Raw genomic sequence first — 12,794 nt, forward strand, 5'->3', positions numbered from 1 at the left:
TTAGCTTCTCAGAGCTAAATTAAAAGTATATTTCTTTAAATATATCACAGATATATATACAAAGTTTTAACACATTATTAAATAAATAAAAATTTGACTGTTTATGTAGATATATTCTTTTAAAAAAGATTAGCCTATTCCTAAGCTAATCTAAATAATTAATTATTTTTTATTTTTAAAGTAATTACAAATAATAATACTGCAACAATCGTAATACCTAATCTTAAATAGTTCTCTGATATATTTAAAATATCATAACTAATTAATGATTCTAATGCTATAGATGGTATCTTTCCAAAAAAAGTTGCTATAGTATATGTACCTATATTAACATTACTTAAAGAAGCTGCTAGCGTCACAAAACCTGATGGCATAAACGGCAACAATCTTCCTTCGAATATTAATATTCCTGCTTTTTTTCCCTTACTATTAACGAGCCTATCTAATAACTTATATCTGCCACTTATGGATTCTATTCCTCTTTTTAATCCCATCCTATATACTTTAAAAGTTATAGCACCACCTATTGTTTCACCTAAAATGGATATAATAAAGCCCTCAGCAGGACCAAAAAATAAAATATTAGCTCCTGTTACAAATATTGATGGTAATACTCCAGCTAATGATACTAAAATACTTAATATCAAGGATATAATTATTGCTACATTGCTATACTCAATAAAAAGTTCCATTACACTTTCAATACTAAACATTTTTCAAATAATCCCTGACTTCTAATAAACTATTACATATCATAAATGACCTTTTCTTCATTTCTTCATCTGGTGCCTTCATATCAGGTACATTTATTCCTTTCATACCTGCAGCATGTGCTGCTTCTATTCCAGCACCTGAATCTTCAAGTACTATGCATTTATCTGGAGAAACCCCTAATTTTTCTGCTGCCTTTAAAAATATTTCCGGATTAGGTTTTGAATTTATAACCTCATCCCCACATATTACATAATTAACTTTATTCTTAACTCCTGCCATTTCTAACATATGTAGAGCTCTCTCTCTACTTGTTGAGGTAGCTACTGCTACTTTATAATTTTGATCCTTTAGATAATCAAGTAATTCATGTAACCCTGTCTTTACTGGTACCCCATTCTTATTCATGAAATCTGTCATTATCTTTATTTTTTCTTCATATAGCCTATCTAATGGGAAATCTTCACCATAAGTTTCCTTCATTATCACACCAAACCCTTTAAGGTTTCTTCCTATTAATGAAGTATAGAAGTCTTCCTCCATTGTTAATCCTTCTTTTTTACATACTTCCTTCCATGACCTAAATGATATTCTTTCTGTATCAAACATTAACCCATCCATATCAAAAATAACTGCTTCAATGTTTCTCATAGTATTCTCCTTTGTATTTGATTCTCATCCCTCTTATTTACTTACCAAAAAACTATTTATAAACTGATCTAACTCTCCATCCATAACTGCTGTAACATTCGAAGTTTCAACATTTGTTCTATGATCCTTGACCATGCTATAAGGATGAAATACATATGATCTAATCTGACTTCCCCATCCCATATCCTTAAGATCTCCTGTTAAATCTTCTATTTTTTCCTTATGAGCTCTTTCTTTTAGTTCAATAAGCTTTGCCTTAAGCATAGTCATTGCAGTATCACGATTTGAGAATTGGCTCCTTTCATTTTGACATTGAACTACTATTCCAGTTGGAATATGAGTAATTCTAACTGCTGATTCAGTCTTATTAACATGCTGTCCACCAGCACCTCCTGATCTATAGGTATCAACCTTTAAGTCATCTGGTCTTATATCAATATCTTGTTCCTTGGTTAGTTCTGGAAGAACTTCTAATGATGCAAAAGAAGTTTGTCTTTTACCATTAGCATTAAATGGTGATATTCTAACAAGTCTATGAACTCCTTTTTCAGCCTTTAGATATCCATAAGCGTTCTCACCTTTTATTCTTAAGGTTACACTCTTAATCCCTGCTTCATCACCTTCTAAGTAATCTAAAGTCTCTGTTTTAAAACCTTTTTTATCACACCATCTTGTATACATTCTTAAAAGCATTTCTGTCCAATCATTAGCATCTGATCCTCCAACACCTGCATGAAGTGTTAATATAGCATCATTTCTATCATATTCACCTGATAATAATATCTCTATTCTATAATCATATAGCTCTTTTTCTAAACTCCTTATTTCAGAGATAATTTCATTTGCTGATTCTTCATCATCCTCTTCCATAAGTTCCCGTAATACTTCTATATCTTCTATTCTACTAACTAGATTATTATGTCTATCTAACTTATCCTTAATTCTCTTACTCTCTTTTGTAACATCTTCTGCCCTCTTAATGTCATCCCAGAATCCATTTTCCTGCATCTGAAGTTCCAATTCTTTAACTTGTTTTTCTAAAGCTTCCTTGTCAAAGTGAAGCCCCCATTTCCTCTATATTCTCCTTTAAGCTAGGAACCTTAATCATTTCCTTTTCTAGCTCAATTATCATATAATCATCTCCTTCAAGTTAGGATACCTTTTAGTATTCCTACAAATTTAATATATTTCTATTAAAAAGGCTAACCATCTACTGGTTAGCCTATACATAGTACTATTAATTATACTTCTCTGCCACAGCAGTTTTTATATTTCTTACCACTACCACAAGAGCATATATCATTTCTGCCTATTTCAACTTTTTTTCTTACAGGCTCTCTTTTAATTGATTGTGATTCTCCACCAGATCCTGTATGAACTGCTGCAGTTTCTTTAACAACCCTTTCTCTTTCAGGTGCTCTTTCCATTTGAACATGGAAGATATACTTAACAGTATCTAGTTTAATGTTTTGAATCATTTCTTCAAACATTGCACTACCTTCCATTTGATATGCTTGAACTGGATCTTGTTGCTTGAATGCTCTAAGTCCAATCCCTTGCTTTAAGTGATCCATATTATCTATATGATCCATCCACTTTGAGTCAACTGTTCTAAGAAGAATAACTCTTTCTATTTCTCTCATCTTTTCAGAACCAAACTCTGCTTCTTTACCTTCATATATTTCTAGAGCTATTCCATTTAGCTTTTCTATTATTTCATCGTTTGAAAGATTCATTAACTCATCAATAGTTACTCTATTTGCTGGAATACAAATATCATCTAAGTAAGTTATAAGTTTCTTCATTTCTGTTTCTACTTCTTCGCCTTCTACCCCATTTAAATGAGCTAATACAGCATTAGATACAACCTCTTTAGTCATATTTATAATTTGTTCCTTAAGGTCTTCACCTTCAAGAACTTCTGATCTTTGCTTGTAGATAACTTCTCTTTGCATATTCATAACATCGTCATATCCTAACAATGTTTTTCTTATGTTAAAGTTATTTCCTTCAACCTTCTTTTGTGCATTTTCTATTTGCTTTGTAATGATTTTATTTTCTATTGCATCATCGTCTTCAAGACCTAATTTTTCAACTATTCCTTGAATCTTATCTGATCCAAATATTCTCATTAAATCATCTTCAAGGGATATATAGAACTTAGATGAACCTGGATCTCCTTGTCTACCAGCACGCCCTCTTAATTGATTATCTATTCTTCTAGACTCATGTCTTGCAGTACCTATAATCTTAAGGCCTCCTACTTCAACAACACCTTCTCCAAGTTTAATATCCGTACCTCTACCAGCCATATTAGTCGCTATTGTTACCATTCCAAATTCACCAGCATTAGCTATAATGTCTGCTTCTTGTTCATGATATTTAGCATTTAATACTTTATGAGGAATTCCTCTCTTCTTTAAGACATTAGACAACTCTTCTGACTTTTCAATACTTATTGTACCTACAAGAACAGGTTGACCTGTCTTATGAGTTTCAATAATTTCTTCTGCTATTGCATTAAACTTACCTTTTTCATTTTTATAGATAAGATCTGAATTATCAATTCTTTTAATAGGTTTATGAGTTGGAATAACTATAACGTCTAGTCCATAAATTTCTCTAAATTCATTTTCTTCTGTTAAAGCTGTACCAGTCATACCAGAAAGCTTTTGATACATTCTAAAGTAATTTTGGAATGTAATAGTTGCAAGAGTCTTTGATTCTCTTTCAATCTTAACACCTTCTTTAGCTTCAATAGCTTGGTGTAAACCATCAGAGTATCTTCTTCCTTCCATAAGTCTTCCTGTAAACTCATCTACTATAACTACTTCTCCATCTTTAACCATGTAGTCTTTATCTTTTCTCATTGAATAGTTAGCTTTTAAAGCTTGTGTTACATAATGTTGAAGAGACATATTGTCTGCATCTGCATAGTTATCAACTTTAAATGTTTTTTCTGCCTTTTCAACACCAGCATTTGTTAACATAACTGCATTTGCTTCTTCATCTATTGTATAATCTTCTTCTGCTCTTAAAGTCTTAACAAAATAGTCTGCAACCTTATAGAATTCAGTTGATTTTTCACCAGCTCCTGAAATTATAAGAGGTGTTCTAGCTTCATCAATAAGAATTGAGTCAACTTCATCTACTATACAGAAGTTAAGCTTTCTTTGTACTCTTTCTTCCTTGTAGATAACCATGTTATCTCTTAAATAATCAAATCCAAATTCATTATTTGTTCCATAAGTTATATCTGAAGCATATGCTGCTCTTCTTTGTTCATTTGTAAGTTCATGAACTATAACCCCTGTTGATAACCCTAAGAAATTATAGATTTGTGACATCCATTCCATATCTCTTTTTGCAAGGTAATCATTAACAGTAATTATATGAACACCTTTTCCTGGAAGCGCATTTAAATATGCTGGTAAAGTAGCAACTAATGTTTTACCTTCACCAGTCTTCATTTCGGATATTCTTCCTTGATGAAGAACAACTCCACCTATAAGCTGTTCCTTATAGTGTTTCATTCCTAAAACTCTCCATGAAGCTTCTCTTACTGTAGCAAAGGCTTCAACTAATATGTCATCTAATGTTTCTCCATCAGCTAATCTTTTTTTAAATTCAACTGTTTTTCCCTTTAGCTCATCATCTGACAATTTTGCCATTTCCCCATCTAATGCCTCTATCTTATCTGCAATAGGTCTTATTCTGTTTACTTCTCTTTCACTATATGATTTAAATAACCCTCCAAAAAGTCCCATATTGTCATCCTTTCATATCTTTTTATTAACCTTAGTAAAAAACTAAGCTCACAATTGTACATTTATAAATTATACCATTGTATCTTTAGTGTTTTCAAGGAATATAACTATTAATTAACAAAGAATTATTATAATATCTTAATCAATCCCTAATTACTTATTTTTCAACAAAAAACTCCATAGAGCGCATTAAATAAATTTAACTGCTCTATGGAGTATAACTAACTATTTATACTCTGGCTCTATTAAACCATAGTTGCCATCTTTTCTCTTATACATTACATTAACTTTGCTAGTTTTTGCATCTTGATAAACAAAGAAGTTATGTCCTAATAATTCCATTTGTAATATTGCTTCCTCACTTGACATAGGCTTAACATTAAAACTCTTAGTTTTTACTACCCTAGAATCATCTTCATCATCATCTTTAAAATCTAAAGAATTAAAATCTGGATATCTTAAAGACCCTGATGTGTTCCTTCTTGAAAGTTTAGTTCTTTGCTTTCTAATTTGTCTTTCTAACTTGTCTAAAACTAAATCTATTGATTTATACATATCTTCTGTAGACTCTTCGCCTCTTAGAATTACTCCATTGAAAGGAATAGTAACTTCTATAATCTGTCTATTCTTTTGAACACTAAGTGTTGCTCTAGCTCCTACTGCTGGTTCAAAGTATCGGTCTAACTTTGATATCTTCTTTTCGACCATATCCTTCAATGCATGTGTAAGTTCAATATTCTTTGCTACAACTGTTACTTTCATAAATCCAGCCCCTCTCTCATATCTAAGTATATACTTAGATAATAGTTAATATGTGTTTTGTTTATACTATAATTTTACATAATATATGCCAAAAAAACAAGTCTAAATTTTCAGAATATATATACTATTACTGAATACTTCTTTAATTTTCTTCAAATAGCTCTAATTTATGCATTAATTTATTTTATATATTATAATAAATTCATTATCCTACTTAAAAATCTCATAATTTATATAAAACCTTATAGATAATTTAAAACAAAAAAAATAAAGTAAGATACATATAGTATCTTACTTTTAAATAGCAAAAATGAAAGAGTAGCAAAGCTACTCTTCAAAGCTAGCTGACCTGGTCTTTGCCCCCACACTCGCCTACTGGAGATTTCGCTACCCAGAATTACCCTCTCACTACTAACCCTCTCAATATATAAATTGGTAGGACTTACCTCTATACCGCACCATGCTCATTAAAACTTTGTTTAAGTTACGTGGATCGTTTTGCCTGCGACTAGCATCGACTTTCAACCACAGACCTAGCTTTACATTAATATTATATATTAGATTTCCCAAGTGTCAATATTTTTATTTCAGATGCACCACATTCTTTTAATACTCTTGCGGCTTCTGATAACGTTGCACCTGTGGTAACTACATCATCAATAATTATTAACTTTCTTCCTTTAACTTTTTTCACATTCTTAACTTCAAAAGCTCCTAAAAGATTTTTTAACCGTTCTTCTTTTATTAATGTCTTTTGTATTTTGGTTTCTTTTACTTTTTCCAACGTATCCATAACCTTGAAATCTTTTCTAAATCCTATCTCATCAGCTATATATTTACACTGATTAAATCCCCTACTCCTTAGAGCTTCTTCACCAATTGGTATAAAAGTTAAACAATAATCTTTTTCTACTAAATCTAATTTCCCTTCTATGAGTCTAACTAATACTTCTCCTGCATTAAAATCTTTGTGGTATTTAAATTTTAATATTAACTCCTTTAGGGGCCCCTTATAATACCCTATACAAAGTTCATCTTCTTTACATCTAGTTATTTTATTATTACACTCTCTACAAAGTCCCTCCACATCTTCTTCACTGCATATAATACAACAAAAATCCGCTGGATATATTACTGCCAATATACCTCTTAGAATCATACCTATAATTTCATTAATCTTTTTTCCCATATTTTCTTATTGAAATCCCTAGCCATATCCTTTGCTATTTCCATTTCTTCAGATACCTCTCTTGATACAAATAATACTTCTGGTAGATTAATATTAATTTTTCCTATTTCTCCACAAAGATAAAGAAATTTTTTATAATTATATTTTTCATCATCTGAAAAAAGGACTATTGCATTATCTATTTTCAAGTCTTTCAATGATTCCTCCATAAAGTCTGTTATTATAAATGTTGCCTTATCTTTAATCTTTAAAACATTCTTTATATTCTTTTTATCATCTCTTCTTGAAATTGCTATTACTTTTACCCCTTCAATCTTTAATTTATTAGCATAATAATCATATACAAGGCTTAACTTTTCCTTACTTGGGACATAAATTATAATGTTTTTCCTTTTATCTCTAAACCATTTCAAATAGTCATAAAGTATGTATGGTATATCCTTATTTAAGTCTATTCTAGTAGTTATAAATCTAGGCTCTACAAAAGGATTTTTACTACATATGGGTGCTACCTCTAATTTATCCCCCAATGTAGTTATTGGCTCTATAGTATACAAAATCATTCTATTTGATATCTTTATAAGATTCTCATATTTAGTCCTTAAAGCCTCTTTACTTAGTGTGGAAAAGTTTGATATATCATCAAAAATTGTTAGTTCATATTTTCCTGATATATTCCCAATGTTTTTATAGTTAACAAAAGTTATATTACTCTTACTTTCACCGCTATCTATAGTACTATAAGTTATATTTTTTTTGATTTTTTTTAGTTCCTCGATTAATGTTCTATCTTCACCATTTTGTCCCCAAACATAAAGGACATTTTTCCTATTATTTAATACCTCTAATATAACATCTTCTAGAATATAGTTATTATTAAATGGACTTGTAATAATAGATAAAGTTTTAGTATTTTTTCTATACCATTGGCTAATTTTTTTTACTGAATACTCAATCTCCTCACTAAAAATTTTCTCTTTTCTATCCATTATCTTATCCTTTCTCTCCTAGGAAAATATATCACTTTCTAATAATTCTTTTATTCTATTTCCTAATGAAGAATATCTCTGCGTACTATTTGTATTGCTAACCATATATTGTAATGCTCTTGGATATCCTACTACTGTTACTAATTCCTTTGCTCTTGTAATACCTGTGTATAATAAATTCCTATTCATTAAAAATGGAGATCCCATATAGGATGGAATTATTACAACTTTAAATTCACTTCCTTGACTTTTATGTATTGTTATGGCATATGCTAAATCTAGTTCATCCATACTTTCTGTATCATACTTTACCTTACGTTCATCATCAAATATTACTGTTAAACTTCTTTCCCCTTCATCTATCGAATGAATAAATCCCATATCCCCATTAAAAACACCCTCTCCTTCTATATCTCCTCTTCCAGTTATAGAAGTCCATTTTAATGAATAATTATTTTTGGTTTGCATAACCTTATCCCCTTCTCTAAGAATGAGATTTTTCTGTTTCTTTTCTTTTTTGCTTTTCGATGGAGGATTTAAAATTTCTTGTAATCTTTCATTTAGGTTAAGAACTCCAAGTAACCCCTTTTTCATTGGACTTAGCACTTGGATATCCCGTCTCCTATCCCACTTATTATTAAAATTAGGTAACCTTCTGTTAACTAGATCTAGTACAATAGCCAATATACTATCTATATTCTCCTCTTTAATAAAATAGAAGTCCTTATTCTTTTGATTTAAATATGGCATTTCTCCGCTATTAATTCTATGAGCATTAGTAATTATTAAACTCTCTGCCCCTTGCCTAAATATCTCTTGAAGCCTTACAACTTTAATCAAACCACTATTTATAAAATCCTTTAATACATTTCCTGACCCAACTGATGGTAATTGATCTACATCTCCAACTATTATAAGTCGCGTTCCTACTTTAATCGCCTTTAGTAAATTATACATTAGGAAGATATCTATCATTGATGCCTCATCTATAATGACTACATCTCCATCTAGTGGTTCATCTATCTCTCCACCTAACAGTACATCTTCTTCTCCAGCTCCTATATCAAGTAATCTATGTATTGTTTTTGATTCTCTACCTGTAGATTCAGTCATCCTCTTAGCTGCTCTACCTGTAGGTGCTGCCAATAAAACCTTCATACCTTGGTTTTCATATATATCTATAATACATTTTATTATTGTCGTCTTACCTGTACCAGGCCCACCTGTTATTATTTCTATACCATCTGTAAATGCACCTATTATAGCCTCTTTTTGTGACTTAGCAAACCTTATCTCCTGCTTCTTCTCAAAGACACCAATTTCAAAATCTATGTCGGAATTTATAGTTTGATAGTTTTGTATAGAAAGCTTCGCTATCTTTTCTGTAATTCCAAGCTCGCTATAATAATAAATTGGAATAAATACTCCCTCTATATCTCCTATTTTTTGAACTATTAGCTTTTTTTCTAAAGATGAGTTATATATATTTCCTTCAATCAACTCTTCTTTTACCATAAGTAGTTCCTTTGTCTCCTTAATAACCATATCCTTTGGCATATATGTATTACCTGCTGCACAAAATCTATTTATAATAAAATCTATTCCACTTTTTATTCTTGAGTCCGATTCTTTACTTATTCCTATAAGTCCTGCAATTTTGTCAGCTGTACTAAATCCTATGCCTTTTATCTCTCTACATAATATATAGGGATCCTTTTGTGCTATTTCCTTTGCATTAGGCCCAAATCTTTTATATATCTTCAAACACTGACCATGAGTTATTCCGAATCCTTGGAAATATATCATTACATCTTTTAAATCATGTTGCTCTAAATATGACTCATATATAATATTAAATTTCTTTTCCCCAATTCCCTCTATTTCTTTCAATCTATCTATATTATTATCTAATACCTCTATAGTTTCTTCTCCAAAATGATCAATTATTTTTTTTGCTGTAACAGGACCTATTCCTCTAATTATTCCAGAAGATAAGTATTTCTCAACTCCATCTAATGTAGTTGGCATTATTTCTTCACATGTAACTATACTGAATTGTTGTCCAAATTGCTTATGAACTTTCCATTCGCCAGTTAATTTAATATGCTGTCCTTCTCTTAAAAAAGGCACTGTACCAACAGCTGTTACAGGTTTATTATCTACATTTATCTTTGATACTACATACCCTGTATCTTCACTTCTAAAAAGAATCACTTCTACAAAGCCCTCTAAGACCTCCATATTATCTCTCCATATCTTATAAAGTTATTTTTATTCTTGACTATATATATTATAATTATATCATAGGATGTTAAAGTATTTCCTAATAATCATTGGAGGTGTTTATAATGCTTATTAAAAATTGTAATATTATTTACTTAGACAAAGTAGAAAAAGGCTCAGTATTAGTAGAGGATGGAAAGATTAAAGAAATAAATCCTTCTAATGTAAATGATACTGAAATAATAGATGCTGAAGGTCTATATCTTTCACCAGGATTTATTGATGTACATATCCATGGTGCTGGTGGGTGCGATACTATGGATGGAAGTATTGACTCACTTAATACAATAGCAAAAACTATAGTTCAACATGGTACAACATCATTTACCCCTACAACAATGACAGTTGCAGGTGAAGATATAAGAAAATCTATGGCTGTAATAAAAAAATTAAAAGCTGATGGTACTGAAGGTGCTAACGTTTTAGGTGCTCACTTAGAAGGCCCTTTTATTAGCCCAAATGCAATTGGTGCTCAAAATCCAAACTTCGTTTTAGCTCCATCAATTGAAAACTACAAAGAAATAGTTGGTGATTGTGAAGATGCTGTTACATCTATTACATTAGCTCCTGAAGTTGAAGGTGCTAAAGATCTAATCAAATATCTTTCAGAAAATGGTGTTTCTGTTTCAATTGGACACACTAAGGCTACTTATGAAGAAGCTATTGAAGGTATTAAATGTGGTGCCTGTCACACTACTCATCTTTATAATGCAATGACTCCATTTACTCATAGAGCTCCAGGAGTCGTTGGTGCAACCTTTGATACAGATATAACTACTGAAACTATATCAGATGGTATTCACATAGCTTATCCAGCTCTTAGAACTGCATATAAGCAAAAAGGAACTGATAAGGTTTTATTAGTAAGTGACGCTATGGAGGCATGTGGTATGCCTGATGGTAAGTACTCTTTAGGTGGTCAAGATGTAATTGTTAAGAACGGAGCTGCAAGATTACTTGATGGTACTCTAGCTGGTTCAGTACTAACTCTTGATAGAGCTATTAATAATATTAAGAATAACACTAGTTATAATTTAAATGAGATTGTAAGAATGGCTTCTTACAACGGTGCTAAGCATTGTAACGTTGAAGATCGTAAGGGATTAATTAAAGAAGGCTATGATGCTGATTTAGTATTATTTAATGATAATATTGAAATTAGTAAAGTATTTGTTGGCGGAAAGCTTGTTTTTAATAAATAATTCCCATAAAAAAATCACTGATTTACATCAGTGATTTTTTTATTATAATAATTCCTTAATAGCTTCCACCTTATTTAATTGCTCCCAAGGAAGAGTTACATCTGTTCTTCCAAAGTGACCATAAGCTGCAGTTTGCTTATATATTGGTCTCCTTAACTCTAAATCTCTTATAATAGCACCTGGTCTTAAATCAAATACCTTCTCTACTATATCAACTAAAACTTCTTCATCCACTTTACCTGTGCCAAAAGTATCTATTTGAATTGATACTGGCTTAGCAACACCAATTGCATAAGCTAATTGAATTTCTAACTTATCTGCAACTCCGGCTGCTACTAGGTTTTTAGCCACCCACCTAGCAGCATAAGCTGCTGATCTATCAACTTTTGTTGGATCTTTTCCTGAGAATGCTCCACCACCGTGTCTACCCATTCCACCGTAAGTATCAACAATTATCTTTCTTCCTGTTAAACCTGAATCTCCTTGCGGACCACCTACTACAAATCTACCTGTTGGGTTTATATAATATTTAGTATTTTCGTCAAGTAATTCTGCTGGAACTACAGCTCTTATAACAAATTCCATAAGATCCTTTTCTATTTGTTCTAAAGTTACTTCTTCTCCATGTTGAGTTGAAATTACTATAGCATCAATCCTCTTTGGCTTGTTATCCTCATATTCTACAGTTACTTGAGTCTTACCATCTGGCCTTAGGTAATCTAAAGTACCATTCTTCCTAACCTCTGTTAATCTTCTAGAAAGTCTATGAGCCATAGCTATTGGTAGTGGCATAAATTCTTCTGTTTCATTGGTAGCGAAACCAAACATCATACCTTGATCTCCAGCACCTACTGCTTCAACATCGTCTTTATCACCTTTTCTTGATTCAAGAGCCTCATCAACTCCCATAGCTATATCAGCTGATTGTTCATCTATTGTTGTCATAACTGAGCATGTGTCACAGTCAAAACCATATTTAGCTCTATCATAACCTATTTCTCTAACAGTTTCTCTAACTACCTTAGGAATATCAACATAACAATTTGTAGTTATTTCACCCATAACCATAACCATTCCTGTTGTAGTACATGTTTCGCAAGCAACTCTTGCACTAGGATCCTGTGCTAAAATAGCATCTAAAACTGCATCTGAAATTTGGTCACATATTTTATCTGGATGCCCTTCTGTAACTGATTCTGATGTAAATAATCTTTTCATTTTCCTTTTCTCCTTTCAAACG

The 12,794-nt window shown here is 31.3% G+C and carries 10 protein-coding genes; 1 reads left to right on the forward strand and 9 read right to left on the reverse strand.

Going from position 1 to position 12,794, the window contains the following annotated elements; genetic code table 11:
* Window positions 1-158: 158 nt before the first annotated feature.
* The 8 genes from ACSYT2_RS13045 to recD2 form a co-directional block, all read right to left on the reverse strand.
* The gene (locus ACSYT2_RS13045) at window positions 159-713 is read right to left on the reverse strand and encodes a TVP38/TMEM64 family protein (protein ID WP_430855661.1); all 555 of its coding nucleotides are present in this window, start codon (window positions 711-713) and stop codon (window positions 159-161) included.
* Window positions 706-1,362 (reverse strand): HAD family hydrolase, encoded by a 657-nt coding sequence (locus tag ACSYT2_RS13050; RefSeq protein WP_438384933.1) that lies wholly within the window; start codon window positions 1,360-1,362, stop codon window positions 706-708. The genes ACSYT2_RS13045 and ACSYT2_RS13050 overlap by 8 nt, the downstream gene beginning before the upstream one ends.
* A gap of 33 nt (window positions 1,363-1,395) precedes the next feature.
* Window positions 1,396-2,494, reverse strand: a protein-coding gene (gene prfB, locus ACSYT2_RS13055) for a peptide chain release factor 2 (RefSeq protein WP_430855663.1) whose coding sequence is annotated in 2 segments (ribosomal slippage) — window positions 1,396-2,421 and window positions 2,423-2,494 — 1,098 coding nt in all. Because the reading frame shifts where the segments join, the coding sequence is not laid out codon by codon here.
* Between the two features lie 109 nt (window positions 2,495-2,603).
* Complete coding sequence (gene secA, locus ACSYT2_RS13060) at window positions 2,604-5,129, reverse strand: preprotein translocase subunit SecA (RefSeq protein WP_430855664.1); 2,526 nt, start codon at window positions 5,127-5,129, stop codon at window positions 2,604-2,606.
* A gap of 225 nt (window positions 5,130-5,354) precedes the next feature.
* Window positions 5,355-5,891, reverse strand: coding sequence for a ribosome hibernation-promoting factor, HPF/YfiA family (gene hpf / locus ACSYT2_RS13065; RefSeq protein ID WP_430855665.1), 537 nt, complete (start codon window positions 5,889-5,891; stop codon window positions 5,355-5,357).
* Window positions 5,892-6,441: 550 nt separating this feature from the next.
* Window positions 6,442-7,080: a ComF family protein gene (locus ACSYT2_RS13070; RefSeq protein ID WP_438384934.1), complete on the reverse strand. Its 639-nt coding sequence runs from the start codon at window positions 7,078-7,080 to the stop codon at window positions 6,442-6,444.
* The gene (locus tag ACSYT2_RS13075) at window positions 7,053-8,069 is read right to left on the reverse strand and encodes a hypothetical protein (RefSeq protein ID WP_438384935.1); all 1,017 of its coding nucleotides are present in this window, start codon (window positions 8,067-8,069) and stop codon (window positions 7,053-7,055) included. The genes ACSYT2_RS13070 and ACSYT2_RS13075 overlap by 28 nt, the downstream gene beginning before the upstream one ends.
* Window positions 8,070-8,087: 18 nt before the next feature.
* Entirely contained in the window at window positions 8,088-10,310 is a 2,223-nt protein-coding gene (gene recD2, locus ACSYT2_RS13080; protein ID WP_438384936.1) for an SF1B family DNA helicase RecD2, read from the reverse strand.
* Between the two features lie 107 nt (window positions 10,311-10,417).
* On the opposite strand from recD2, the gene nagA reads away from it, so the two are divergent.
* Window positions 10,418-11,554, forward strand: coding sequence for an N-acetylglucosamine-6-phosphate deacetylase (nagA, locus tag ACSYT2_RS13085; RefSeq protein WP_438384937.1), 1,137 nt, complete (start codon window positions 10,418-10,420; stop codon window positions 11,552-11,554).
* 42 nt (window positions 11,555-11,596) lie between these two features.
* Here the strand turns inward: nagA and metK are convergent, their stop codons facing one another.
* Window positions 11,597-12,772: a methionine adenosyltransferase gene (gene metK / locus ACSYT2_RS13090; RefSeq protein WP_430855670.1), complete on the reverse strand. Its 1,176-nt coding sequence runs from the start codon at window positions 12,770-12,772 to the stop codon at window positions 11,597-11,599.
* Between the last annotated feature and the right edge of the window lie 22 nt (window positions 12,773-12,794).

This window comes from Clostridium zhoujianii (assembly GCF_051590805.1).
GTDB lineage: Bacteria > Bacillota > Clostridia > Clostridiales > Clostridiaceae > Clostridium.

Bases quoted from the DNA above. Each gene is read 5' to 3' on its own strand.
- ACSYT2_RS13045 (WP_430855661.1), bottom strand. From the start codon at position 713: ATGTTTAGTATTGAAAGTGTAATGGAACTTTTTATTGAGTATAGCAAT.
- ACSYT2_RS13050 (WP_438384933.1), bottom strand. From the start codon at position 1,362: ATGAGAAACATTGAAGCAGTTATTTTTGATATGGATGGGTTAATGTTT.
- secA (WP_430855664.1), bottom strand. From the start codon at position 5,129: ATGGGACTTTTTGGAGGGTTATTTAAATCATATAGTGAAAGAGAAGTA.
- hpf (WP_430855665.1), bottom strand. From the start codon at position 5,891: ATGAAAGTAACAGTTGTAGCAAAGAATATTGAACTTACACATGCATTG.
- ACSYT2_RS13070 (WP_438384934.1), bottom strand. From the start codon at position 7,080: ATGGGAAAAAAGATTAATGAAATTATAGGTATGATTCTAAGAGGTATA.
- ACSYT2_RS13075 (WP_438384935.1), bottom strand. From the start codon at position 8,069: ATGGATAGAAAAGAGAAAATTTTTAGTGAGGAGATTGAGTATTCAGTA.
- recD2 (WP_438384936.1), bottom strand. From the start codon at position 10,310: ATGGAGGTCTTAGAGGGCTTTGTAGAAGTGATTCTTTTTAGAAGTGAA.
- nagA (WP_438384937.1), top strand. From the start codon at position 10,418: ATGCTTATTAAAAATTGTAATATTATTTACTTAGACAAAGTAGAAAAA.
- metK (WP_430855670.1), bottom strand. From the start codon at position 12,772: ATGAAAAGATTATTTACATCAGAATCAGTTACAGAAGGGCATCCAGAT.